Origin of the sequence: Pseudomonas asturiensis, from assembly GCF_900143095.1 — a bacterium.
GTDB classification, from domain to species: Bacteria; Pseudomonadota; Gammaproteobacteria; order Pseudomonadales; family Pseudomonadaceae; genus Aquipseudomonas; species Aquipseudomonas asturiensis.
The window spans coordinates 210,849-235,852 of sequence record NZ_FRDA01000008.1; the positions used below are offsets into that span (position 1 = coordinate 210,849).

Sequence of the window (25,004 nt, forward strand, 5' to 3'; positions counted from 1 at the left end):
ACTCATGGCGAGCGCAGATCATGTCTAGGACAGTTCTGCGCTAAGTCACTCTGAGCTCTTTGATTCATGACAGCCGAGGCCAACTGCGACACGTCGCGCTCTCCTATTCTTCTCAAACTTAATACGTTTTCAGCCCGGCATCGTGCCGTCGCGCAAACCTGGGCGGACCACTTCAAGGTGCTGCACGACTACCGCGACAGATTCATGCTCGACTACCTGAAATTCACCTCATCAACCAGATGTTGGTTCGTTGCTCTCGGGGATGGTGAGGGTGAAGGTTCTGGAGCGCGTAAAGCACTGGCGCGATTCGGCAGCCAACTTCAGTACTTCGACGGGCGTCAAATTTGGGCAATAGCTTTTAAGCCCAACGATCGAGTTCCTCTCAAGCCACCGACATCAAAAGCAGCTTTACAACTGGCTAACCGCTTTTTCGAAAGACAAACATCGGGTAGCAGTCTCGCTCTGCTCACTACATTTACCAAACGAGCTCGTGCCCTAGCAGCAGCTGAATCACTAGCCAGTCTGGGCAGTAAAGTGTACCGACCGTATGGCCATGAGCCCTCTCAGGAAGGAGCAAACAGGCGATTTTTTGGACCGCGAAATCAGTTCTATATCTCCAACATGGGCGGATCCTTAAAACTGTTCTGGCAGCACTTGGACCAGCGGCTATTGCACGCTGTTCGATCAGTGCAATGCCCTTCCGCACAGCTCTACAACTGGCTAGCCAGTGGTGATAGCAACCGGCGACTTCAAGCATTGAAAGCACAGCCGGTGTTAGTGCCTGTGTTGGTGATTGGGCAGGACGTTCCTTGGCCGTTGATGGCTACGGGCGTGCCTCAGCTGTGCCCTTGGGCCGACTTGCAAGAGGTATGCGTCTTATGGGATGACGACTTCATGCTGGACGGGGCCGAGTTCGTGGGGCGAACCGCTGACCATGGGTTACCTTTGAATAAAGTGTTTGCATGGCTTTTCTCTGCGCCGTTAGCGGCGATTCGCCACCTTGGTCAGCAAAGGGTGTACGACACGAGTAGCGCACTTAGCCGCTTGAATTTCGAAGGTCTTGAAGGCGGCTGGCACGATTTGATAGCCGGAGCGCGGCTGGGCAATCGCCGCCCGAATACCAGGTCCGAGTGGCGATCGTTTTACTCGATACGTTCTTCGATACCGTGGCAATTGCTCATATCGTTGCGTGACATGAACAACTTTTTGAAAGGATGCCCCACTGACTGGGCAGATCCTGCATGGACGGAGATCATTGCCAAGTTGGTAGATCTGAGAGAGCTGTTCGACAATCTGGATAGAATTGGCAGCCGACAGTCAGCAAGCATTAGAGCGCGCCTCCACACTTTCGTGGGGTCGTTGACGTTCAGGCAACTATCCAATTTCGTAGATGCCTTTCATGCTGCACTCATTGATATCAGAGCAAACCTGGAGCGAGATATCCCGCCCGAACCTTCAGATTCCTTCACAACCTGGCCAGGCTTGCTGCTTAATATTGCTCCTATCACCTGTGAAGCGACCGGTCTGCAGATTGTCGAGCTGAACTGCCCTGATGACCTGGACCGCGAACATCAGTCTATGGGGCACTGCATCGACTCGTACGACTACCGCGCGTTCTTAGGCGATTGCCGACTTCTGTCGATCCGCTCTGATGGACAACCCCTAGCATCGGTAGAACTCATTCTCGGGCAGTCTCGGGATGTAAGTGCTACAGGTGAATGGACGCTCAAGCATCTCCAGGTCGCTCAAATCAGAGGGCACCGAAACAGAACTCCGGCCGACACGTCATCTGAGATGAAGACATTTGAATGGTTCATTGCGGCTGTCCGGGGCGGTCATATTCCAGTAAACCTGGAATGGCCAAACAGAGCGTTGAAAATGTCGCGCTACGCTGACGCGAACTCTATCTTCAACATACGATTTGGGGAACAGGTCACCAGCTGGGTTGAGCATTACATGGAAAGGGGGCTCTGACCGTGGCAATGCCAAGACTGATGAACAAGCGCCCTGTCCTACTGCGAAAAGCTATTTACGATGGCTACGACTTCGGGCTTTCCCTGAGTTATCTCGAAGGTGCCAACAAGCTGTTGTTACGCCGAGGCGGTTTTTTCATACGCCGATCTGATCACCCACTGAATCAGTTCTGGCGTGTGCCCAAGGCCAAGTTGCTCGATGACTTGGACGTGCTCTATAGCGAACTGGCCGAGCTCGCAGATGGCAAACATATCGAAAGCTGGCAAGCATTCAGGGACAGAATTACCGCTGCCCAGTCAGATACTCACCGTGATGCGTTCTCCTGGGGGATGAAGTTCCGACTCGCACCGTTAGCAGAAGGCGGCGTGATCCTGTCGGGGGATTTTCATCCTGGTGCGGTAGCCATCGCCAAGCGCATGCGTGGGATATTCCTCTCGGCAGCCAAAGCATGGCGGGTGACAGGCACAGCAGAGTTGGTGCGTAGCAACCTGATTCTGGAACTGGGTTTGGCCGAGGATCAGTTTGAGATTCTGGATACCCTTCAAGAGCTGCTCGCTGACGGCTCAGTTTCGCCGGTACGTGAGGTCACCAGCATTAGTCTGGGCGGTTACTCTCCTGAGTCGACAAAGACCGAGGAGGAAGTTTCTGACTCAGGCATCTACCTCGCCTCTGTTCCCTCTATCAAAACCACTGAGCTTACGAACGTAGAGATCAATAAGGCTCTGGAAGAATTCTCGCTGATGGATCATCAGCCAGCAGGTATTAGACATCTGCTGCATCGCACGAGCGCACTGCTCGCCGACGACATGGGTCTTGGCAAAACTCGCCAGGCGGTAATTGCCGCTGGTATACGTGCCCGAGGCAAACCGGTTCTGGTGATTGTGCTCAACAGCCTGATCATCAACTGGCAACGCGAGATATTAATGGTGTTTCCCCAGGCTCAGATCGCCATGCAAACCTTTGATGCGAATGCAGATTGGATCATCGTTAACTACGAACGCCTGGGTGATTTTGTCATGCACGCGAGCTGTTTCGCGGTGATGGTCATTGACGAGGCTCACCGACTCAAAGAGCCCACTGCTGCGTGGACACGCCATGGTTTCGATATCGCGGCCCAGGTACAGAACCGCTACCTGTTGACGGGTACACCTGTGCTCAACCGAGAGGCAGAGCTGCACACACTCCTCAGGCTTTCTGGCCATCCGATCGGTCAACTGCCCCTCAATGAGTTCTGTGAGCGATTCGCCGGCAGTCCTGAGTTTCGCAAGACGCTTCGAGATGAAATATCTGACTGGATGCTTCGCCGCCGCAAGGACGTACTGCCCAACCTGAAAGGCAAACAGCGGCAGACTGTTCCAGTGGTGCTGAGCAAGATTGAGCGTGATGAGTACAACCAGATCATGCGCAGCGATCAGCATCGATTCGCAAGGCTGGGTGGACTGCGTCAACTACTTGAGCGAGTGAAAGTCCGGATCGTGGCGGACCTGATGGCCGAACTGGACGTGGACGACAAGGTGATCCTCTTCTGCGAGTATCAGGAGTCCGTGGCCACGTTGCGTGAACACTGCCTCAAGATGGGAATCGGGTGCGTTACGTTGGTGGGGAGTGACTCACCCAAGAGGAGGCAGAAGGCGATTGATGCTTTCCAGCAGGATCCGGACTGCAGGGTGTTTATCGGGACACGGTCGGCTGCAGGCACAGGTTACAACCTCACAGCGGCCAACTATGTCTTTTTCCTCGGGCTGCCATGGACACCAGGGTTGCAGGATCAAGCTGAGGATCGGGCCTATCGCAACGGGCAACTGCGCATGGTCGTCGTCAAAATTCCGTTAGCAGAGGACACCATCGATCAGCAGCTGTGGCAGATGCTCATGGACAAGCGTGCCCTGGCAAGCGATCTGATCGACCCGGAAGCTGAAGAGGCAAGCAAAAAGGCACTTGCAGAGACTCTTTGACTGAGCCCCAGAGTACAGAGCCGTAGTCGCAACACAGCAAGTGACAAAGCCGCTATTATTATTCCAATTGTCGTGGGTCGAACTGCCCATCAGCCTTATATCTATATGTTTGCCAAGGGAGCTGCACATGCTGGAATCAACTCATTCAAACATCACCCTAATATTGTCGAAAATCTCAAAAATTGGCAGTCGCTGCGGGATAATGCTCATCGTTTGTTATGTCGTGCTTTCGCTGATGTCCGCATACATGGACCCCAATTTCGACCAGCACCGCCTAGCTGAAGACTTTGCACCCTTCATAATTTTTGCCATCGGTGTCAATGTGGTTTGCCAGCTTGTGATTATGATGATTCGGACCAAGGCAAATTCCGACTGAAACGCGCCCATCGATCATCAGCGCCAAGCTCTGATCAACTGATTGATTGAGAGGGCAGCCTTTACTGCCCTACCTTCAAATTTCCCCAGCCCGATAACCTGAACCGATCCGTTAAGGGTTTAGCCGTGCTTTGCCTTAAGAGCGCTGGCAACTTGACCACCATCAAGAAATGGGGTCAAGGCACACATGATCAGGCAGCTCTCCACACTTTCCATTCTCGCGCTGTTCGCCGGATGTACGTCTGTTGCGGAAAAAACGGATGGACCAGCTTATGACGGCAGCCAGAGTGCAGAACTGCTTTCGCCTGATCTGTATTCAACAACCTCCAGCCGGGAACCGACGGTTCGGTACGGAAGATACGCCCTGGTGAACACTGCTCCAGAACTCGAGCAGCGTGACCTAATGGCGCAAATCATAGATGTCAGTATTCCTGCCAACATGCATCCCTCTGTTCAAGATGCGATGCACTACGTCGTAAGCCGCTCGGGCTATACCTTGTGTCCTCCGAGCACTGAGCATGTAAATATCCTATTCACTCGGCCCCTCCCAGCAGCACAGTACAAGCTCGGCCCTATGAGTCTGCGCAACACTCTGCAGGTGCTTGCAGGTCCAGCATGGCAGGTTAAGGTCAATGAGGTGACGCGCGGTGTTTGTTTTGCACTGAGGCCAGGCTACAAACCGCCGGATGTCCCGAAGCCCGCATTGCTAGCTCCAACTTCAGTACCGTCGAGTACTGGTGCACTTCCTTCTGCCAAGACCTCAAGCGCCGTGACTGTGGTCACAGCACCAGCGGCAGCTGCGCCATTCACGAAGGACCTGGCACCCGCAACTGATCCAAATCTAGCGACTGGTGTAAAGAGCAACCTGCAGCCAAAAGCAACCATCAGCACCCCAGCCAAGGAAGGCTCCCCTACACAGCAAAATCCTGCGCCCGCTGCAGCGGTGGCGGCGAAAACCGCTGCTCCCACGCCGGTACCGCGAGCTGCGACCGTTTCCAATACTGGGCGTACTCCGCCTGAGCCTGGCCCCCTACCTGCCCCTGCACTCCAGGAAAACTGGGATGCTCCAGTGGGCAGCACCTTGCGCCAGACTGTGGAAGGCTGGGCAAAAAAAGCGAACTGGCAGCTGATTTGGGCGCCTGCTGACCTGGACTACCCAATTGAGGCGGCCTTGCAGTTCCGTGGCAGCTTTGTAGAAGCCATCACCCAAATATTCCCCCTATACGACAGCGCAAGACGCCCATTCACAGTCAACGGGAACGTCGCGCAGCGCATTCTTCATATCTCCGAGAGGGAAAAAAAATGACACCACTCCTGAAATTCGGAGGGTTGTCGCTGGCTCTCTTGTTGATCTCCAGCTGTTCCATGCAACGCATCAGCGAGTCTGCAAAGCGAGCAGATGAGGTGGCTGAACAAGCATCTGGCTATGCAGCGGTTTCCCGAAATCAGCTTCAACCATCGCCTCGTGACACTGTGGTATTTAGCGATAAGCCTTGGGTGTCAACAAAACCCATCGTGGCTAAACGCGGACTACCGATTTCGGCCGATTGCGAACTCATTTATCGGCCCACCTCAAGCGTCGGCATCAACGACATAGCTCAGTACATAACGAAGGAGTGTGGTGTAAATGTCATCGTTTCCCCGGACGCTCTGAACCCAGGATCGCTCTCTGTCGGCGGATCCGCGCCCAGTGCTTCAGGAAACGCGACGACCACAGCAACATCTAACCCAGAAAGTCTTTCAGGGTTGTTGCCTGCAGGTGTGGTCGGCGGTATGCCTTTGACTGCCATGGGTTATACGCGGGGTAACGACTTCTCCGCCTCTACGATCTCCAGCCTGATCAACGGCATCAAGTACAGTGGCAAGGCATCAGGGCTTCTGGATCTGGCAACATCCCGACTTGGGTTGTCTTGGTCGTACAACCATACAGAGCGCGTCATACGGGTCAACTACTTCGAAACTCGGAGCTTTGACGTTTATGCTTTTGGCGACAAACAAACCATCGAGAGCACCGTACGCTCGGGTATGAACACATCTGCTGGTGTCGGGTCAGGATCAAGCAGCGGTTCAAGCGGTGGAACCTCGGGTACTTCAGGCTCGGGCTCGGGCGTGTCGGGCGATTCAGGCAGCAATCAAAGCACCAAAAGTACGCTGGAGTCGGCGATCCTTAATGACATCGCCAAAAGTGTTGGGTCCATGCTCAGTACGTCTCCAGCTGGCCGGATGTTCTTGTCGCCATCAACCGGAACGCTCACCGTCACGGACAGGCCTGAGGTACTGGCCCGTATAGATGACTTTCTGAACACAACCAATAACTCGATCACACAGCAGGTCCTGTTCAACGTCAAAGTGTTTGAAGTCACTTTGACGGATCAGGATCAGTTGGGGCTCAACTGGGCTGCAGTCTACAAGTCCCTCTCCAACAAGTGGGGCTTGTCTCTGTCAAATAACGTTGCTGGCATAAGCTCAAATGCAATCTCGGGGTCCATTGGTATCGTGGACACTGCGAACTCAGCATTCGCCGGATCTAACGTGATCATCCAAGCACTTGCTGAGCAAGGTCGTGTATCGAATGTACGATCACCTTCCGTCACCACACTCAATTTACAGCCGGCACCGATTCAGATCGGTAATGTGAAAGGCTACATCGCGTCGACGTCGACAACCAACACATCACAGGTCGGCTCCAGCACCTCTCAATCGCCCGCAACCATCACATCCGGCTTCAATATGACTCTGTTGCCTCGGGTCATGAATGAAAACGAAATGCTGGTGAAGATCGATATCAACATGAGCTCAAAACCCGATCTTCAAACGTTCACCAGCAATGGCTCAAGCGTGCAGGTACCAGAGTACGATGCCAAGAGTTTGAGCCCTAAAGTGAAGCTGCGCAGCGGGCAAACACTCATACTCTCAGGCTTTGATGAGATGAGCGAAAACGCTCTGAAACAAGGTGCTGGAAACCCTGGTTTTTGGGGGTTCGGCGGCAGCCAGATCCGGACATCAACGCATACTGTCCTGGTGGTTTTGATCACTCCGATCCTACTGGGACAAGCAACAAAGAATTCATATTTTGATCAGGTAGCCCGCTCAAATATCGGCTCTGATGAGTGGGCTGCATAGTCATGGCCAACGCCTCCACCTCTGCAGACAAGTCTGTACAGATACTGAGCTACCACGGCAAGACATTCGTGACCGGCCTGTTCTGGCACCCATTAGGCAGCCTGAACGGGTACATGCGCGAAGCACGGCAGTTTGGTCGTCAGGAAAAGATGGACATTGTCGCCATCCGTCATACCCAATCAATTATTCAAGCAGGTTTTGTGGCTCGCAGCGCCGGAGCCGTCAAAGGCATGTACTCACTAGCTGCCACTTTGGCCGGGCAGTTGGGCTCATCATGGTTCGCCGCTTGGAGGCTCACGACGGATGAGGATCGGTATGCATTGGTTGCAGTCTACGAAGGCGCTGTCATACCTGGCTATGACCTTGTCGGGACTGCTGATGAGATTCAGCGCAAGGTAAGACAGCTGCTCAGCAGGTCAATCAACTTCGAAAAATCATACCTCCCGGCTGAGTTTGATAAAGATGCGGTGCCGCTCGACATCGACGTACTGCTTTCCCCCGCTAATCTAAGACGCGAGTATCAGCTGCGGCCTTTGGCATTCGGTCTTTCTACCCATGAGTTGATGCGCTTGGCTGCACTTTGCGCGGTCCTGGTATGCCTGACTCTGAGCTGGCAGCAGTGGAAAGCTTACAAGAACAGGCTGATCCTGGAAGCGAACATCGCCGCTGAGAAACAACGCCAGGCAGAACTTGAGGAACTCAGTCAAAGAACCAATCAGACACAAACGATACAGGCCCTCGAGCACCCTTGGGCAAAGCGCCCCACTGCGATTGACTTTATCGAAGGCTGCAATAGCTCAATCGACTGGCTTCCACCGAGCATCGCTGGCTGGATCTTCATCAGCGCCGAATGCAACGGTGAACTGATCTCCGCGTCATTCATGCGCACTGGCAACAGCACAACGGATGGATTCCTAGAGGCAACCAGAGGCTACCTCATAGACTCACCTCTGTTCAGCGCTGATCGAAACAACGCGTCCATAAGACTAGGCCTCCATCTAAAGCTTGCGGGTGACGAAGAGTTATCAAGCGCCGAAGAGGCATTTTCGCGCCTGACGTCTTGGCTACATGCACAAAGTCTGGCCCCTACGTTCAAGGAAGTAGTGGACGTTTTACCTCAGCCAGCTCCACTGCCAGGCCAATCCACAATCGTGCCCCCCCTCGTACCGGACTGGAAACACTTCGAATTCAGCTACGACAGCTCGCTGCCACCTGCAGTTGCTTTGCGAGGGGTGCCAGATACGGGCCTACGTGTGCGGGAGATCAAAACCAGCATGCGCAACAAAAAATTGACCTGGACAGTGACAGGGGACCTGTATGCAAAGTAGATCGACACTCTCATTGCTCGTTGCTCTGGTCGGCTACACGAGCGCCTGCCTCGCAGCCGAACTAAGCCCATCCACACCCATAAATATCGGCGTTCTCTCAGAGGTTCAGAGCGAAACGATCTTGCTTCAGGCTCGAGCTGAGAAGGCAAAGGCTGAACGCTCGCTAAACGGTGACGTGACAACAACTGCTGTTCAAACGGTACCGCCGTATCCCCCCGAAGCTGCTCGTTCCTCTGCCGACGCTGGTGTCGCGGACCAGCCTCTTCCCGTCGTCACGATGGTTTCGGGATCTACTCGTGCGCCACAAGCGACATTGCTTTACAGCGGAGGTTTCGAGATTGAGGCCAACACATTAGGGGCTGAACTTCCGGGTGGTTACAAACTTGCAAAAATCAGCCTGGATGGAGTGGTGCTCACACGCGCGGGAAAAATGTACCCATTAGGGTTTTCCAGCCGCGCTCCACAGCATTGAGAACTCCAGATGAATAGCATCGCTTTTACGCGTGTGGAACCAGCATCAACCGAAGACGCGCTAGACCTTCCGGCGATCGACTCCCGAGAGTATGAGCGTCTTCTGACAAGCCCTGGTAACACTTGGGAACTCAGCGCTGAGCTCAGACAGCTTTGCGCTCTGACTGCTTCAGGACAGCTCTACGTTTCGTCACAGCACCTGAATGATCACTATGTTATGGCGCTGATGGATAGGCTTGAGCGTTCCGGAATGGAATTCACGGTCCATAAAGTCACCATGAGCGACATAAAGGCGATGTACCAGGCTCATTCAAGTGCCGACGACTCGCCCAGCGGAAAAATGAGCAACACCCAGCGACAACAGGCGGTTATCAAGATATTGGGCCAAGCTCACCAACGGGACGTCAGCGATGTTCACTTCGTTGTTGGCCATGAGATCACCCATATCCTGTTTCGTGAGCACGGATTATTGAGTGAGTTCGCCCAGATCCCAACGTCCATAGGTATTGAGTATTGCTCAGCCTTGTACAACACAATGTGTGATGTGCAGAAGGAACACTACCAACCGGCGATCCCCCAAGATGCTCGTGTGAGCCGCACATATGTCGACCAGCTAGGGTTGTTTGGCGCCCGCGTTGCGACAAGGCCTTTGGTCGAAGGCCCATTGATGGTGTTGCGTCTCCTATCGGACGACAAAAAGAAGCAGTCACTGCAGGAGCTCGGGTTTCTGCCAGAGCAAATCCGGCTCATGAAGCGACTCTACAGCCTGCCCTACGGCGTAGTTCTGGTAACAGGCCCCACCGGGTCAGGCAAGTCCAAATCTTTGCAGATTCTGATCAACCTGATAGCAACAGAATCGAAAGGGACCAAGCACATTCTCACTGTGGAGGATCCTCCGGAATATCCGTTGATGGCGAACCAATCGCCGAAGGGCAATGAGGAGACATGGGACAGCGCGATTACTAACAGCATGCGGCTCGATCCGGACGTGCTGATGTACGGAGAAATTCGCGATCTAGCATCTGCTCAGGCCGCGTTTCGGGGAGGAATGACCGGTCACCTCGTGAAAAGTACGCTTCATACAAACAACGCTGTAGGGTCGCTGCAACGTTTACAGGACATGGGTGTCGATCAAAGCCTGGTAACAGACCCAGCGCTAATGGCCGGCATCATCAATCAGTCCTTGCTCCCGGTGCTGTGCAAGGGTTGTCGTGTCCGGGCACGGGATCATCTTCAGGAACTGGACGATGACCTCAAAGCGCGCCTCTTAACAATGACGCATATCTCGGGTGTTTACCTTCATGGAGCAGGTTGCGCTGATTGTCGAGGTTTGGGCGTTACCGATAGGACCGCGGTTGGAGAGGTGCTGGTCCCTACCCAGAAATTCATGCGGATTTTCCGTGAACATGGAGCCGGAGAAGCACGCAATTACTGGGTCAACGAGATGGGAGGCATCACCAAGACAGCTCACGCTCTGATGAAAATAAACGACGGTATGATTGACCCCCGCATGGCGGAAACGATCATCGGCCCGCTGGACTTTGATCGATTTGTGTTGGAGCAGCAGCCATGATCTCGAGATGTTTCGATGCTTGGTCATCGCTGTCCGAGGCATGGTATTCAACACAGTTTGGCGGCAAAGAGCGCATACAGTTCTACGAGAGCATGGTTGCTCTTCTGGAAAATGGCGTTGCCATAGATATTGCACTCGACGAGGTCGGATCGATCTACGGTGACCGTGAGAAAAAGGAAGAATCCACGGGTAAGCACAAAACCTTCAGATCGTCCAACCATCCGATCGATCTTGCGTGCACGGGAATGCTGCTCAGCGTGCGTAATGGTAAGAGCTTTGCCTTCTCCTGCAGATCCTGGATGCCGCCACAGGAAACCTCGATCATCGAAGCAGGAGAGAAATCGGGGAGTCTGGAGCAGGCGTTCTTTGACTGCGTGCGCATCATTGAGGCACGACAGCGAATCACTTCCCTGGTTATGACCACCACCCTTTATCCAGCGCTGCTTTGGGGCTTAATGGCCTACTTGCTGCACATCATCGCAACCAAGATGGTGCCGGCAATGGCTCGAATGTCTAACCCAGAAACGTGGAGTGGCGCACCTTATTTTCTCTACCTGATTTCGAATTTTGTGAATAACTGGGGGCTGGTAGCACTGCTGAGCTTTCTGACGTTCGTGGTCGCTTCTGTGGTGACTTTGCCCTACTTCCGAGGCCCATTTCGTGTGTATCTGGAGCGTTTTCCACCTTGGTCCATTTACAAGGCGATGCACGGCTCAACTTTTCTGCTCAACATCGCAGTAATGCTGAGATCAAACATAGGGCAGATCGACGCATTAGATGCTCTCGCTCTCAACGCTACACCTTGGATGCGTGAGCGCCTGGCTGCAGCTCGATATGGCGTGAGCATGGGTAAAAACTTTGGTGTTGCGCTCAAGATCGCGGGACACAATTTCCCGGACAAAATGGCCGTTCACTTTCTCTGCGTATTGGCCACTCGCAAGAGCTTCTCGGAATCCATTCACCGCTTCAGTAATCGGTGGCTGGACAACTCGCTTAAGCAAGTCGAGCTCTACGCACGCGGTGTCCTAATCGCGTCGTCTGTAGCTATGGGAATGCTGATGGTCCTTGTACTCGTTGGCACCTACAGCATGCAGGCCAACATCACTACCACCTTTACACACTGACATTACAGAGGCATCAAATATGAAAACGAGAGCATCACAATACGGCTTCATCGACTTGTCGATGATCTTCGTACTGATATGCATTGCGGTCGGTGTAGGCTATGCAATGTACAACGGAGGAAGTTTACTTGGCAGTTCCGACGTCAACAACGAGCAATCCAACATAGGGATGCTGATAGCAAATACCCACAAGCTGAAAGGAAGTTCTGGGTATGGCGCTTCAGGCACGAATCTTGTGCCACAGCTTGCAGCAGCTAAAGGCCTGCCTAACATGACCTATTCGGGCGGAACGCTTTATAACTCATGGAGCGGATCTGTTTCAGTTGTATCAGCCGGTATGTCGTTTGTCATCACTCAAAATGGATTGCCGCAAGATGCATGCGTCAGTTTGGCAACGAAAATCGGAAGAGGTCAGAAAGTTTCGACCTCGCTGAATGGGGGTACCAGTTCCTCGGGTGAGATTGACTCGGCAACAGCCGCTGCCAGCTGCACAGACGGCAATACAAACTCAGTTGCCTGGACTTCAAACTGAATGACCGCAGTCACTGGGGCCAACTTTGTCGATCTCTATCTTGGAGAAGATTACAGCGACGTAAAAGGCCTTCATGGCGCGGTAGCTCGTAGAATCGCAACACCTATTGATTGGGAAAGGGACGTCGTTCATTTAAGAGAGCGGTGTCTCTCACATTTCAGTGCCAATCACGATCCTGAGTTCTCACTAATCGAGGATGGAGTGCTGCTCAGAGTAACGCAGTTTGTAGATCCATTTGGAAAGAATGTTTTTGTGCTGCGTAAATCCAGTATCGAGATCAGGGATATCATGGAGCTGGGCTTCCCGACGGAACTGCTTTCAACTCTCATGGACGAGGTTGTGCGCGGTCTGGTTATTTTTTGCGGGGACATGGGTGTTGGTAAAACCTCAAGTGCAGTAGCGCTGCTGGTAGGGCGGCTACAGCAGCACGGCGGAATTGCCATCGCAGCCGAAGATCCCCAAGAAACAAATCTAGGGGGGGGTACATGGATTGGGGAGATGCATCCAAGTTCAAGTATCCAGAGCGAACGGTGGTTACGAGGAAAGTTTGATACGTGCCTTACGAACAGGAGCGGACATGATCTATGTCGGAGAAATACGTGACATAGCTTCGGCCGCTCAGATTGTGAGAGCATCAATCAACGGTAACTTTATTATTACTACCGGGCACAGTGGCTCGATCCCCGATGTCTTGGAGCGATTTGCGTCTTTGGCTCAACCTCACATCAGCAATGCCCGAGAAATACTCGCAAAGGGACTTGTGGCTGTTGTACATCAAAGTCTTGAAAGCATAGGGTCCAAGAAAATCTTGAAAGTTAAAAGCCTCGTGCTAACAGGTAACGACGGGGCCGCCATCAGAGAAAAAATTCGATCTGGCCACATCCAACAGATCGAACAAGACGTGGAAAACCAATCGAAGAGGAGTCTCTGGGGATGATTGGACATACTCATTCAAGAATGCGCGGTTTCGTATCTATCGAACTGATATTTGCTCTGATCGTGGTCAGCCTTATGACAGCTATCGGCATCAACGTTGCTTCAAACTGGTCGGCATCACAGAGCTATCTAGTCGCAGCGCAGCAGCAGCAAACTGTGGCTGAAGCAGCCAGCAGATACTTGAAAGATAATTTCATTGCGGTCTCAAATGCAGCGAATGCAGCGCCTGTACAAGTCACGGTCCCGATGCTAAGAAACGCCGGCTATCTCGCGGCGGGTTTCTCAGACAATAACGCGTTTGGCCAAACGTTCTTGGCGTTGGCCCGAAAATCAGGCAGCACTCAACTCGAATCTATAGTCATCACTACAGGCGGTGAATCAATCGACGAAATTGGAACCCGAGAAATAGCTGAAAATCTAGGCGGCACCGGTGGTTTTGTTCCTGTCGCGACTCCCACCACAGTACAAGGCACGCGAGGTGGCTGGCAAGTTAACCTCACAAACTTCGGTATTAACCCCGGCGCGGGGCATACAGCGAGTGCCTTATTCCTTTTAGATGGAACTTTGGCGAATGACTACCTTTACCGGAATTTCATAGCTGGAAAGCCTGAGCTCAACCGAATGAATACCGGGCTGGACATGGGGGCAAACAACGTTACTAATGCCAACAACATTACAGGCAGTGGAGAAATAAAAGGCGACACTCTGAAATCTGACGATCGCACCGAAGTAGGAGAGTATATTGATCTTCAAAGTGAAGAAGTAGAAGGTACAGCTTGCGAGAAAATTGGCCTTGTAAGCAAGACAGAGTCAGGCCTCCTACTGTCATGTCAGAAAATTGGTACGACGACTATTTGGACGGCATCACGCGGCGGTGCTTTCGGAGGTGCGTTCATGATCAGCTTAAACTCAAAATCCTGTGCGGCGCCGAATCCAGTAACCGGAGATTGTAATTGCCCAAGAGGTTTTTCGCCCACAAGTTCAGGTTGGATCGGGGTATCTGCTGACACCTATCAGTCCGGCGAATGCATTGTTGACGCAAAATTTGTTGGGACGTATACGACTCAAAATGTGGTGCAGGTTTTTATCGCTCCCCAAAAACCGACTACTACCACATCAAGCTGTCGCACAGGTACACCGAACACACAGCCAGGCTGCACTTGCCCTATCGGATCAATACCAGTCCCACAACTCGCGAAAGTTACTAACTACACTGACTCGATAAATGGAATCATCGACATTAGAACAGAAAGAATAGAGTACTGGTGCATATCTAGAGCGTAACGTCTATAGCCGCTGGCCATTGGACTGGTAAAAACTTAGAGGCTACACACTTCTATCCTTCTAGGACAATTCTGAACGGCGGGGTTTAAAAATGCCTATTTACTGGGTCATCTTGCTAATACTAAGCGTCGGTATTGCAGTACTAGAACGCATCAGCGAACGCGCAGAGACAGGCTCTCAGTACGCAGACACTACTTCAATCGCCCGAAGCCTTTTGACGTACCGAAATGCGCTTGCTGAATATGCTTACACTCATAAAGCTGCAGTTGGACCGGTCCCTGAAACCGCTTTGGCTCTCCCGAATTGGTATTTCCACATTCCCAGAATCAACGGTTACGTTTTGTCCGGCGCGAGCTTCACCTACTATGCGAGTCCACCCAAAGGACTTGTTGCCGAACTGGTTAGCCTAACGGAATCATCAGTGGCAGTCGGCTATGTTCAAGCGGGCAAACTCATCAGCCCATCCGCAGGCGCAACGGATATTGTGGTTCCCTCCGCGATACCTAACGGTGCTGCGATAGCTTTTCAATAGAAACCCCCATGCCTGCATTAACGCTTACCTAGGGCGTATTGCTGCCGGGCTCAATACTTCACTTTGAAAGTCGGTGAGTCCTCGGGCCGCTGGCCGCGCCGATCATAGAGCCGGGTCGTGCTGATGTTTGCGTGGCCCAGCCAGATCTGCACCTTCGCAATGTCTGCGTCATGCTCAAGTGCGTTAGTCGCCGCCGTAGCCCGCAGGCCGTGAACACCCAACCCGGCAACGTGGATCTGCGCAGCTGCAGCCCACTCGTTGACCACTCCATAAACCCCGTTGGCCGTGATCCTGGTGCCCGACGTCCGTCCGCGCAGCGAGCGGAACAATGGCCCAGGTGTATGGGATCGTTCGCCGTCGCCCACCAGGTACATATAAATGCGCTCAGCCGCCACCGGGTGAAGGGGCAAGTAGCGGATCTTGTCGCCCTTGCCGTGGATCTGCAGATGCTTCACGCCTCGGCGCTCCTGCAGGTCACCAGTCTGCAACAGGCTCAGTTCCTCACGTCGCAGGCCGTGGTAAAGCAGTACCGCCAGAATCGCCCGGTCGCGCAGCCCCTTTAGAGAATCCGTGTCCGGTGCATCGAGCAGCCGCTTGGCCTGGTCATCGCCCAGGGCAGGGGTCTTGCCCTCGTTGCTTTCAACCCGAGGCCGTTTCACGCCGTGCACAGGATTGCCCCCGGCGACCGCATTGTTCTCCAGGAGGTGATCGAACAGGCTGGCCAGTGCCGCCAGTTTGCGCCGGATCGTCGCGCCGGCCAGGCCGCGCTGTTCCAGCTGGGCGCGCCAGGCTAAAACGTGCGCCCGGTTCACGGCGCGAAACTCTTCGGCACCGGCCAGGCCGACAAAGCTGCAGAAGTCCTGCAGGTCATTGCGGTAGGCCCGACGCGTACGGGGGTTGTCGATATTGGCGAACCACTCGACCGCTGCCGGCACAGCGGCCAGCTGCTGGAACTCCAGGGCGGTCAGCCGACGTTCGCTGTTCTCTATTGCCATCAATCCTACTGGCACGGGCCGTACTCCTTGTCCCAACGGGCCTTGATAGCCGGCCACTCCGGTGACGCCATAAGCTCGCGTTGCAAACGCAGATGCTCAGGCTCGGGCACTAGGTGCTGCCAGCGTTCCTGCGCCTGTGGCAGTTCACTGCAGCGCAGATCTGTTTCCAGCACAGCACCGGCTGCCGCAAACCTGCGGCGTGCGATTCTCCAAAAGGGTTTCGAGGTGCCAACCTCATGCAGCGGCACAATCGGCACGTGGTGCGCCTGATACAAGATCCAGAGTGCGGCCAGGCCGATACCTTGGCGGCCGTGTTTGTGGTCAACATCGATCTCATTGACGTAGACCCGATCACCCAGCGGGTTAATGCCATAACTGATCGAACCTACACGCTGGCCATCGCGCTCGATGCGGGCAAAGGTATCAGTTCCGGGGAAGACGAAATTGCCACGGAGCGATTCGGCGCGCTCGGTCACCAGCTGGACGCGCGCAGCGCGCTCATTCAGAAAATTGGCTTGGCGTCGATGGAAAAAATCGCGGAGCGGATCGAAAAACGACATATGGTCATCCTGCGCTAAAAGTGTTGATAACGTATTTCTTACATTGGTAAGTAACGGCCATAACCGACAATGGTACGCATGCGCCGCCGGGGGACGTGGTGTCAACGAGCTGACGAACAGCCATAATCCTTCACGATTTCTAGCCGATAGCTTCAAGACCAGGCCTCTGGCCATCTTGCAGTGGGAAGTCCTATGCGGCTCAGAAATATAAACCTCGCTCCACGCGCCACCTTGTTTTTTTCGGCCATCATTTTGCTGGTCGTGGTCTTGGGCGTCATCGCCATACTGCAGATGGGCAAGCTTCGCGATACGGAAAAGGATGTCGAACTGAATTGGCTACCCAGTATTCGGCAAACCGCGATGATGAACTCCACCGTCCTTCGCGTCCGGTTGGAGACCCAGCGGGCCGTTGCCGATCCTCAAACCGTTCAGCAGACCATCGTCAAATTTCCTGCCTACCGGAAAGCCATGAAGGATGCGGTCTATAACTATGAGACCCTCATTGCGAGTGACCAGGAGCGACAGTTGTTCTTGGCCGTGAAAAAGTCCTACGACGATTACGCAAGCCAACTGGATCTGCTGGAACCTTTGTTGAAGGCAGGCGACACCGCTTCGATTGTCAAACTCGTCGCTACCGGTATACGTCCCCTCACGAACCAAATGGAAACTCAGGTCGAGGAATTAACACAATTCAATAACAAAGGCGCTGCGCTTGCCGGTGTTCAAGCGACGCAAGTTTATGATTCAGGTCTTTACATCGTCATCGGCCTGATTATCTTCGTCGCGCTCCTGACTCTTTGTTTGGCAACTCTTCTAACCAAAACGATTACGTCGCCCATCGGGAGCGCCCTTAGCGTCGCCGAACGCATTGCCTCAAGCGATCTGACGAAGGAGGTTGAGGTAAGCGGTACCGACGAGGCAGGCAGGCTTTTGAGCGCGTTGGCCACGATGCAGCAGAACCTTCGAAGCACGATCATGCAGATCGCTGACTCCTCATCCCAACTGGCTGCCGCCTCGGAAGAAATGACCGCGGTGACTGAGCAATCCAGCCTTGGCCTGGTGTCGCAGAATGATGAAGTAAATCAGGCTGCAACTGCTGTCACCGAGATGAGCGCTGCAGTGGACGAGGTAGCACGCAATGCCGAATCAGCTTCCGAAGAGTCCAGGAAAGGTCAGGGCTATACGGAGGTTGGTTTGGAGCGTGTATCGCAGACGCTTAAGTCCATCGAAAAGCTGTCGAGCAACGTGCGCGACACCAGCGAGCAGATCACTGGCTTGTCCAATCGTGCACAGAACATTTCCAAAGTGGTTGAGGTGATCAGAGCCATTGCTGAGCAGACCAATCTGCTTGCGCTCAATGCCGCGATCGAGGCCGCTAGGGCGGGTGAACAAGGCCGAGGCTTCGCAGTCGTTGCTGACGAAGTTCGAGCCCTCGCTCACCGCACGCAAGTGTCTACGCAAGAAATTGAGCAGATGATTCAGGCCATTCAGAACGATTCTGACCAGGCCGTGAAGGCGATGGCCACCAGCAGAGAACTGGCTGCAGAATCCCTAAGCGTCGCAGGCGATGCCAGCAGTTCGCTTGACCAGATCGCGACAGCTATTACGGGCATCAACGAGCGTAACATTCTCATCGCCACCGCTTCGGAAGAACAGGCGCACGTCGCCCGGGAAGTCGATCGCAATCTGGTTAGCATTCGCGAGCTGGCCTCCCAAAGTTCTGCAGGTGCAAGCCAGACTGCAAGCGCTTGCAACGAGATGTCGAAGCTTGCGGTTAGTCTGAATCAGCTGGTCAATCGTTTCAAGGTTTAAGGTATTCACGTACGTCAGCGGACTCGTCCGATGTCCTTGGATATCGGACCTAGACTGTCGACTGTGCCTTGGCGATATACCGTCCTCCCTGAGCGTGAGCCTGCAGGGATTGCACAGTCTATTGGCTATTGGGTTGATCGGCTGTTTGTGTTTTGTGGGGTGGGTGACGTTGCGGGCCCGTGAAGATGTCCCGTAGGATCGTTGATCTGAATTGTCTTCCCATGCTGCCATCCATCCGCACCTGGATCTGCTTTGGGGATCTGAATATCGGCTCGTTGAGCTTTGATTGCCGACTTGACGATTCCCAAGCGTTGGTTGCGTTGTTGCTGCATTGCGGGATCAGCCTGGCCGTCAGCTGTGAACCCCATCATCAGTTGTGGAACACCTAGGGGAAGTGTTTTGTCTTGATCGGTGTGCCAGGTGTGCCACGTCTTGCCATGGGTATGAGCCAGTCGCTCCACCCGGTCAGCAATCTGAGTGACTCCACAGCAATTGAGCTTCATGGCCTGAAGATTGGTTGATAACAGATCGGGGATTCGCCACTTGCCTTTAGGCCTCAGTGTGGACTAAACACTATGCCGCCATTGCCGGAGCTGGTGAGGTGATTCAAAGAGACGGAACTTAGGAACTTGGGGATTTTCCGAATAAGGGAACTTCGTCACATTCCGGGAAAGGAATTGCCCATGCCACACTCCGCTCATTATCGAATCGAGTACGTGCACAATGGTGCCGACAAGAGCTTTTACGTCAGCGCGGAAATCATGAGCAATGCTGAGGCCTGGCACTGGGCTGCAGTGGATTCGGGGGTAGCGCAGATCCCGAAATATCGCCGAGACAGGGTCCAGATCGTTAGCAAGCCACTCGCCAAGCGGCACGGTATTGTCCAGGTGCAGTGGTCGCACGCTTAGTAGTCAGCTCAGTCTCGCATGGTGTATCAATGCACCATTAGAGCAAGCTGGCGGGCTTTGACGGCTGCACTGAACAAGAACGAATAGTCATCTGACCCCGTTGGGCCCCTCCAGCACTTGCCTCACCTTCTTAGCCAGATCGATGGGCACGTAAGATTTGGATAACATCAAAATCCCCCCGCATCCGTAGGCTCTAGCGAGTTTTCGGAATAACCAGTTTTCAGCGACACCTTTGGAGTGGGGTAAAAGCGCTTGGCTTCCCGGGCCAGCGTCACGCCTTTCATTCCACCAGGAATTGATCAGGTCGTAAGCGTCTGCCGAACACATCTTGTACCAGCCCGTTTGGTGTAGACGGACGCTCGAAACACCCTGTCGAGGCTATCGCGCTATTCGGTTTCGATGGCAGCTTGCTCCCCCTATGCTCTTGACTCGTCTAGGAGCAGCAACCAGAGCGAACCCCAGCAGCAGGTTCAAAAAGTGACTCAACAATCGTGCAGTCTGGAGTGTTCGAACCTAAGCATGTTGACTCACACATACCTGCCATTGAGAGCAGCTCTACCCGGATTTGCTGAAGCTTTGCTACCTTCGACTCTACTTCCGCTAGGTGCTTCTTGACCACCGAAAGCGCGTCAGCGCACGGACGATCAGCATCTGCTGCGAGCGCGATGAGTTCTCGGATATCTTCGAGCGGGAAACCCAATTCACGATTCTGCCGGATGAAGACGAGTCTTGATCGATGCTTTTCAGTATAGATTCGATGACGCCCAGTCGACCGCAGGGCGGGAGGTAAAAGGCCTATTTTCTCGTAGTAGCGAATCGTTTCAATGTGGCAACCCGTTGATTTCGACAGCGCCCCGATTCCTGACATGCAAACTCCCCAAGCATTTTCTTGAACCTGTAGCAGCTACAGATATTAACCTGTCTTCAGAAAATAATTTCACGCGCTTGAAGGGCATTTTGTGGACAGAGAACAGCTAGAGACTAACCAGATTCCCATTTACTTCGTCGCGGTCATTGTCGCGGCCCTCGGAGGCCTGCTCGCCCCCAGTGCGTCTGAAGCATTAGGGTCGACGGTGACACCCACCATCGCAGTGCTGATGTACGCCATGTTTCTACAGATCCCGTTCTTGGATCTCCGTAATGGCCTCGCAAATAAGCGTTTCATGGCGGCGCTGCTCACAGCCAACTTCGTGGCCATCCCCTTGCTGGTTTGGGCATTGACGATGGGGATAACCAATCACCCGGCGATTTTGGTGGGTGCCCTGTTGGTCTTGCTGACGCCTTGTATCGACTATGTGGTGGTTTTTACCCATATCGGTAAAGGCGACTCCAAACTCACTCTGGCGGCCACCCCATTGCTTCTTTTGATGCAGCTTGTACTGCTGCCGGTGTACCTGACCTTCATGCTGGGTAACGACTCAACAGTGGTCATTTCTATAGGCCCATTTGTTGAGGCCTTTGTGATGCTGATCGCTTTGCCTTTGGTCTTAGCGGTAGCAACAGCTGCCGGGGCAAAGAGATCACGCATCGTTGAAAGCTGGAACAACGCATGGGCCTGGATGCCTGTACCGGCTATGGCGGCTGTATTGGTCGTGATGGGTAGGCTGCCCTGGGCGCTAGGCTCAGTTTCACTACACGTCGTGGGCTCGCTGGTAATGACGGCTGCCGGGCTTCTGTCCTATCAAATAATCAACACGCGCTGAGGAGAGGAACATGAAAGCTTTTCTGGTGACCTTCTTTACTCAACAGAATCGTCGCTATCAGGGAAAGATGCTCGGCGACTGGGTCGTTGATTTGGCGAAAGAAATGGGACTGCGGGGTGCGACTCTGTCCACAGGTATCGAAGGCTTTGGGCATACCGGCCGGCTGCATTCCTCGCATTTTTTTGAACTAGCGGATCAGCCTACCGAAATTCGTATGGCCATTACCGAGGACGAATCTGAACAGTTATTCAAGCGATTGGAGCTTGAAGATATCTCGTTGTTTTACATAAAAACCCCAGTTGAGCTGGGCTTCGTCGGAACAGAGGTCACCTAGTTTGGCCCTCTTTCGTAAGCGGTGACTCGAAGACGCCTTCGCTTGCCTCGTACTCCGAAACACGATTTTACATTTTGGACAGACCTAGCTAAGATCGGCGCATTGGAGATGGCATTCCTCCATTAACAAACCGCTGCGCCCGTAGCAGCTGATGATGCCTACAGAAACCTGATCAAACCAGGTCTGTAGGCGTTCGCGCTTAGAATCCCTTCTTTGGTCAGGCCCACTTATTTTTTGTGGCTGGCCAAATGTCTAAATTTCGACGACCTGAACAACTCGACTTACTGCCCTATATAGCGAAATGGCTTGCGCTTGCTGGTCTTGTAGCTCTTTTGGCAGGCTCTGCTTCTGCGTTATTCCTGCTTTCTTTGGATCATGCCACCCAGTGGCGAGAAACCCATCCCTGGGTAATCTGGCTCCTGCCAGTGGCCGGCTTTGCTGTGGGACTTGCATATCACTTGATAGGCAAACCCGTTGATGCCGGAAACAACCTGATCATCGATGAGATCCATGATCCTAAGAAGATCGTGCCTTTGCGCATGGTGCCGATGGTGCTGATCGGAACCGTGGTTTCCCACCTTTTTGGTGCATCTGTGGGACGTGAGGGGACGGCGGTGCAAATGGGCGGTGCCCTTGCCGATCAACTGACGCATGTCTTCCGTCTGCGCCGCGAAGACCGTCGGGTGATTCTCATGGCCGGTATCAGTGCTGGCTTTGCGTCCGTCTTCGGCACCCCTCTTGCCGGGGCTTTATTCGGACTTGAAGTATTGGCCATTGGACGTATGCGTTACGACGCGCTTTTCCCTTGCGTGGTTGCGGCAATCGTTGCTGACCAGGTGGGGCAAGCCTGGGGCGTGGTTCACACGCATTACGTCATTGGCGAAGTGGTTCCGGTGCAGCTGTGGAGCGTCATGGCTGTGGTGGCAGCTGGGATTGTCTTTGGCCTTACCGGCCTGCTATTCGCGACTGCGACCCACAAGCTCGGAGCCTTCGTTAAGCGGCTTATCACCTATTCACCATTAAGACCCTTCGCCGGCGGCCTGCTGATCGCAGTCGCAGTGTGGGCGCTCGGTAGTAACCATTACATCGACGTTGATAAGTACATCGGGCTAGGCATTCCGAGCATCGTCCAATCCTTTCAAATGCCAATGGCCCCTTGGGACTGGCTTGGAAAGATGGTGTTCACCGTTGTCTCCCTGGGGACTGGATTCAAGGGCGGCGAAGTCACACCGCTGTTTTACATCGGTGCCACCTTGGGGAATGCGCTGGCTCCCCTCTTGCACCTTCCCTTCGGCATGCTGGCTGGTATCGGCTTTGTCGCCGTCTTTGCCGGTGCAGCTAATACGCCACTGGCAACCATCGTTATGGCCATGGAGCTCTTCGGGCCCGAAATTGCTCCGCTTGCAGCCATTGCCTGTATCGCAAGTTACCTCGTATCCGGACACACCGGGATCTATCACGCCCAGCGCGTCGGCCACAGCAAGCATCACCGTCCTCTTCCGGAGGAAATCCGGCTCTCTGATATCAAGCAATTTCATGCTCAAAGTGAATCCGCCAGCGAGCGGAAAGTGACTCTTGCGGGGGAAGAGAAATGATTGAACATCACCAAGATCGCCTGACAGCTTTGCAACTCTATTTTCCTGGCGCTAGCCGGGCTCGCGTGACCAGCTTCTGGCACCACCTAAGCGCACCTGCACTAGCCCAGCACCTCCTTAAAGTTGCTCAAAAAGCAAGAATTGAGCAGGTCATGCTCAAGACGATTTCTGCAGGTTATTTGCCAGGCCATCGCATCTCCCATCATCACCCGGAGCTTGGCGATATGCGTCATCCCCAGTGTCTGGAATTGCTAGATACAGAGGACAAGCTGCGCGCATACCTGCGCGACCACGCTGACGAGTTACGCAAGGTGCGAGCAGTTCTTCTCTTATGTGAGTTACCGCTCACTGACGCGTCGTAATTCAGTTTGAAAACAGCTCGGAAATGAAGAGGTAAGGCCGACCGAAGCGTCGGTCACTCGCGACATTAGAGGATGTAGCTATGAACGGCTTTCAACTGACGTTTTTCACCGAACAGAGTACCAACTACCAGCACCTTCCACTGGGAGAGTGGTTGGTCGAGTTCGCCAAGCGAGAGGGCGCGTTGGGTGCGACGTTGGTGAGCGGTACAGAGGGGCTAGATCATTTGGGGCATTTGCATACGGCGCATTTCCTCGGCGGTGCCGACCATCCCGTCACGGTGACTATATCCACTGATGAAATTGGGTGCGACAGGTTGCTGGAGGCATTGGCCAAGGAGTCGTTTTCACTGAGCTATATCAAATTGCCCATCGAATACGGTCGAGTGGGCCAGGCGAAAAACTAAAAAACGCACCTTGTTGGACAACCGATAAAAAGGATAAACGCCATGTACCGAGTTTATAACCTACGTCCACAGCCAGCCCCCGCTAACTGGGCTCATGACAACAGGCAGCTCCTCGTAGGACTGGTTTTTTGGTCGCTTTTTCTGGCGGGCATCGCAGACAATCAAAAGATTTCGAGCGAGGGGTGGTACGTCGTCACCCCGCTCGAAGGCGCATTAGTCACGATGCGTATGCCCAGTGAAAAGTCCTGCAAGGCCGACGTAGCCCAGACCTGCGTACCGGGCTACGAGCTGAGAGCACAGCAACATTGAGCGCGATGGCGGTTGGCAATCCAAAGATGAGATCGCGAAATGGAGCTCACCGACGTCGGCTCATCAAAATCATTTTAGAGAATTGGGAGACCACATGAGCGCAGTGACGCTGAGCATCGTATTCGGGCTTGTGATGGGCAGGTTTTTCACAGGATCCGTCTATGAGTTCGCCGCGCTTTTCATCGTAAGCGTTGGAGTGTCCTTGCTGACCTTTCATCTGCTAAATCAAAGGCGCGTCAGGCTACAAGCCCAGACGGCGTATTGCTGCTCTGTAATGGTTGCTTCAAACCAAATGATGGAGCTTTTCCAGATGGCAAAAAGAGGGCAGTTCATGCCCTTGGTGGGAGAGATTCCTGAACTAATTATTGGAGGCTTCTTGGTTCCCGCAATTGCGGTGTCGGCAGTGCAGCTGTTCAGGATACTCATGGAGAGCTGACGTCCGACATAGAGGCCTCTCAACGGATTCAAATGGTTAATGACGCTCCCGAATCGTTACTTGGAGAAGATCAATGAAAACGCAAATCCAGGCCATTCATGCACGTGAAATTCTCGATTCACGCGGTAACCCTACCGTTGAAGTCGACGTCACCTTGGAGTGCGGCGCCATGGGCCGGGCTTCAGTACCGTCCGGTGCCTCTACAGGCGCTCACGAAGCAGTTGAGTTGCGTGACAAAGATACACAGCGGTACTCCGGCAAGGGAGTGTTAAGGAATCTCCGAACAAGTCTTCAAATGTGCTGAAATACGCCTGACCACCTGATCCGAGCCGCCCATGAGCCAGATGAGCTTTTCCGATTTCGAATATGCCGGCAAGCG

Annotated in this window: 23 protein-coding genes, 6 pseudogenes and 1 riboswitch; of the genes and pseudogenes, 24 read left to right on the forward strand and 5 right to left on the reverse strand. The window is 53.6% G+C overall.

Features of this window, described 5'->3' with window-relative positions:
* Positions 1-66: 66 nt before the first annotated feature.
* The 13 genes and pseudogenes from BUB69_RS16265 (at position 67) to pilM (ending at position 15,207) form a co-directional block, all read left to right on the forward strand.
* Complete coding sequence (locus BUB69_RS16265; RefSeq protein ID WP_073168535.1) at positions 67-1,974, forward strand: PcfJ domain-containing protein; 1,908 nt, start codon at positions 67-69, stop codon at positions 1,972-1,974.
* 2 nt (positions 1,975-1,976) lie between these two features.
* Positions 1,977-3,929 carry a DEAD/DEAH box helicase gene (locus BUB69_RS16270; RefSeq protein ID WP_073168537.1) on the forward strand — a complete coding sequence of 651 codons (1,953 nt, stop codon included), beginning with the start codon at positions 1,977-1,979 and terminating at the stop codon, positions 3,927-3,929.
* Between the two features lie 127 nt (positions 3,930-4,056).
* A complete protein-coding gene (locus BUB69_RS16275) occupies positions 4,057-4,305 on the forward strand; it encodes a hypothetical protein (protein ID WP_073168539.1) in 249 nt (82 codons plus the stop codon).
* Positions 4,306-4,491: 186 nt separating this feature from the next.
* Positions 4,492-5,610 (forward strand): PFGI-1 class ICE element type IV pilus protein PilL2, encoded by a 1,119-nt coding sequence (pilL2, locus tag BUB69_RS16280; protein WP_073168541.1) that lies wholly within the window; start codon positions 4,492-4,494, stop codon positions 5,608-5,610.
* The gene (gene pilN / locus BUB69_RS16285; protein ID WP_073168543.1) at positions 5,607-7,427 is read left to right on the forward strand and encodes a PilN family type IVB pilus formation outer membrane protein; all 1,821 of its coding nucleotides are present in this window, start codon (positions 5,607-5,609) and stop codon (positions 7,425-7,427) included. The genes pilL2 and pilN overlap by 4 nt, the downstream gene beginning before the upstream one ends.
* 2 nt (positions 7,428-7,429) lie before the next feature.
* Positions 7,430-8,755, forward strand: a complete 1,326-nt coding sequence (gene pilO2, locus BUB69_RS16290; protein WP_073168545.1) for a type 4b pilus protein PilO2 — start codon at positions 7,430-7,432, stop codon at positions 8,753-8,755.
* On the forward strand, positions 8,745-9,227 hold the full coding sequence (gene pilP / locus BUB69_RS16295; protein ID WP_073168547.1) for a type IV pilus biogenesis protein PilP: 483 nt from the start codon (positions 8,745-8,747) through the stop codon (positions 9,225-9,227). The genes pilO2 and pilP overlap by 11 nt, the downstream gene beginning before the upstream one ends.
* 9 nt (positions 9,228-9,236) lie before the next feature.
* Positions 9,237-10,799, forward strand: a complete 1,563-nt coding sequence (locus BUB69_RS16300) for a GspE/PulE family protein (protein ID WP_073168549.1) — start codon at positions 9,237-9,239, stop codon at positions 10,797-10,799.
* Positions 10,796-11,923: a type II secretion system F family protein gene (locus BUB69_RS16305; RefSeq protein ID WP_073168552.1), complete on the forward strand. Its 1,128-nt coding sequence runs from the start codon at positions 10,796-10,798 to the stop codon at positions 11,921-11,923. Before BUB69_RS16300 ends, BUB69_RS16305 begins: the two co-directional genes overlap by 4 nt.
* Positions 11,924-11,942: 19 nt before the next feature.
* On the forward strand, positions 11,943-12,455 hold the full coding sequence (locus BUB69_RS16310; protein ID WP_073168554.1) for a type 4 pilus major pilin: 513 nt from the start codon (positions 11,943-11,945) through the stop codon (positions 12,453-12,455).
* A pseudogene (locus BUB69_RS16315) lies at positions 12,456-13,392 on the forward strand (ATPase, T2SS/T4P/T4SS family). It abuts the gene before it with no gap.
* Positions 13,389-14,675 (forward strand): shufflon system plasmid conjugative transfer pilus tip adhesin PilV, encoded by a 1,287-nt coding sequence (gene pilV, locus BUB69_RS16320; RefSeq protein ID WP_084537111.1) that lies wholly within the window; start codon positions 13,389-13,391, stop codon positions 14,673-14,675. Before BUB69_RS16315 ends, pilV begins: the two are co-directional and overlap by 4 nt.
* 91 nt (positions 14,676-14,766) lie before the next feature.
* Positions 14,767-15,207, forward strand: coding sequence for a type IV pilus biogenesis protein PilM (gene pilM / locus BUB69_RS29650; protein ID WP_073168559.1), 441 nt, complete (start codon positions 14,767-14,769; stop codon positions 15,205-15,207).
* A gap of 50 nt (positions 15,208-15,257) precedes the next feature.
* On the opposite strand, the gene BUB69_RS16330 is transcribed toward pilM, so the two are convergent.
* Together BUB69_RS16330 and BUB69_RS16335 are read right to left on the reverse strand one after the other, a co-directional pair.
* Positions 15,258-16,202 carry a tyrosine-type recombinase/integrase gene (locus BUB69_RS16330; RefSeq protein WP_073168561.1) on the reverse strand — a complete coding sequence of 315 codons (945 nt, stop codon included), beginning with the start codon at positions 16,200-16,202 and terminating at the stop codon, positions 15,258-15,260.
* A 5-nt stretch (positions 16,203-16,207) separates the two neighbouring features.
* Complete coding sequence (locus BUB69_RS16335; protein WP_073168564.1) at positions 16,208-16,762, reverse strand: GNAT family N-acetyltransferase; 555 nt, start codon at positions 16,760-16,762, stop codon at positions 16,208-16,210.
* Between the two features lie 192 nt (positions 16,763-16,954).
* On the opposite strand from BUB69_RS16335, the pseudogene BUB69_RS29655 reads away from it, so the two are divergent.
* Both BUB69_RS29655 and BUB69_RS29660 read left to right on the forward strand, forming a co-directional pair.
* Positions 16,955-17,716: pseudogene (locus tag BUB69_RS29655) on the forward strand (MCP four helix bundle domain-containing protein); the annotation flags it as partial.
* A gap of 69 nt (positions 17,717-17,785) precedes the next feature.
* Complete coding sequence (locus BUB69_RS29660) at positions 17,786-18,574, forward strand: methyl-accepting chemotaxis protein (protein WP_407075192.1); 789 nt, start codon at positions 17,786-17,788, stop codon at positions 18,572-18,574.
* 125 nt (positions 18,575-18,699) lie between these two features.
* Here BUB69_RS29660 and BUB69_RS16345 read toward each other — a convergent pair.
* Positions 18,700-19,035 (reverse strand): annotated as a pseudogene (locus BUB69_RS16345) (DUF1264 domain-containing protein); the annotation flags it as partial.
* A gap of 222 nt (positions 19,036-19,257) precedes the next feature.
* Between BUB69_RS16345 and BUB69_RS16350 the strand changes: the two are divergent.
* Positions 19,258-19,482: a DUF6555 family protein gene (locus BUB69_RS16350; protein WP_003425025.1), complete on the forward strand. Its 225-nt coding sequence runs from the start codon at positions 19,258-19,260 to the stop codon at positions 19,480-19,482.
* Between the two features lie 87 nt (positions 19,483-19,569).
* Here the strand turns inward: BUB69_RS16350 and BUB69_RS29140 are convergent.
* Positions 19,570-19,778, reverse strand: a pseudogene (locus tag BUB69_RS29140) (hybrid sensor histidine kinase/response regulator); the annotation flags it as partial.
* A 137-nt stretch (positions 19,779-19,915) separates the two neighbouring features.
* Complete coding sequence (locus BUB69_RS29665) at positions 19,916-20,350, reverse strand: MerR family transcriptional regulator (protein WP_003425026.1); 435 nt, start codon at positions 20,348-20,350, stop codon at positions 19,916-19,918.
* Between the two features lie 91 nt (positions 20,351-20,441).
* Between BUB69_RS29665 and BUB69_RS16360 the strand changes: the two are divergent.
* The 8 genes and pseudogenes from BUB69_RS16360 to BUB69_RS16395 form a co-directional block, all read left to right on the forward strand.
* A pseudogene (locus BUB69_RS16360) lies at positions 20,442-21,080 on the forward strand (arsenic resistance protein); the annotation flags it as partial.
* A 115-nt stretch (positions 21,081-21,195) separates the two neighbouring features.
* A complete protein-coding gene (locus BUB69_RS16365) occupies positions 21,196-21,519 on the forward strand; it encodes a DUF190 domain-containing protein (RefSeq protein ID WP_003425054.1) in 324 nt (107 codons plus the stop codon).
* Positions 21,520-21,614: 95 nt separating this feature from the next.
* A riboswitch (Fluoride riboswitch) is annotated at positions 21,615-21,687 on the forward strand.
* Between the two features lie 80 nt (positions 21,688-21,767).
* Positions 21,768-23,114: a voltage-gated chloride channel family protein gene (locus BUB69_RS16370; protein WP_011267047.1), complete on the forward strand. Its 1,347-nt coding sequence runs from the start codon at positions 21,768-21,770 to the stop codon at positions 23,112-23,114.
* Positions 23,111-23,476: a hypothetical protein gene (locus tag BUB69_RS16375; protein WP_003317538.1), complete on the forward strand. Its 366-nt coding sequence runs from the start codon at positions 23,111-23,113 to the stop codon at positions 23,474-23,476. The genes BUB69_RS16370 and BUB69_RS16375 overlap by 4 nt, the downstream gene beginning before the upstream one ends.
* A gap of 80 nt (positions 23,477-23,556) precedes the next feature.
* Positions 23,557-23,880, forward strand: a complete 324-nt coding sequence (locus tag BUB69_RS16380) for a DUF190 domain-containing protein (RefSeq protein ID WP_003425060.1) — start codon at positions 23,557-23,559, stop codon at positions 23,878-23,880.
* Positions 23,881-23,922: 42 nt separating this feature from the next.
* Positions 23,923-24,189 (forward strand): hypothetical protein, encoded by a 267-nt coding sequence (locus BUB69_RS16385; RefSeq protein ID WP_003317536.1) that lies wholly within the window; start codon positions 23,923-23,925, stop codon positions 24,187-24,189.
* Between the two features lie 94 nt (positions 24,190-24,283).
* The gene (locus BUB69_RS28885; protein ID WP_003317535.1) at positions 24,284-24,625 is read left to right on the forward strand and encodes a hypothetical protein; all 342 of its coding nucleotides are present in this window, start codon (positions 24,284-24,286) and stop codon (positions 24,623-24,625) included.
* Between the two features lie 73 nt (positions 24,626-24,698).
* Positions 24,699-24,893, forward strand: a pseudogene (locus tag BUB69_RS16395) (phosphopyruvate hydratase); the annotation flags it as partial.
* Positions 24,894-25,004: the final 111 nt, after the last annotated feature.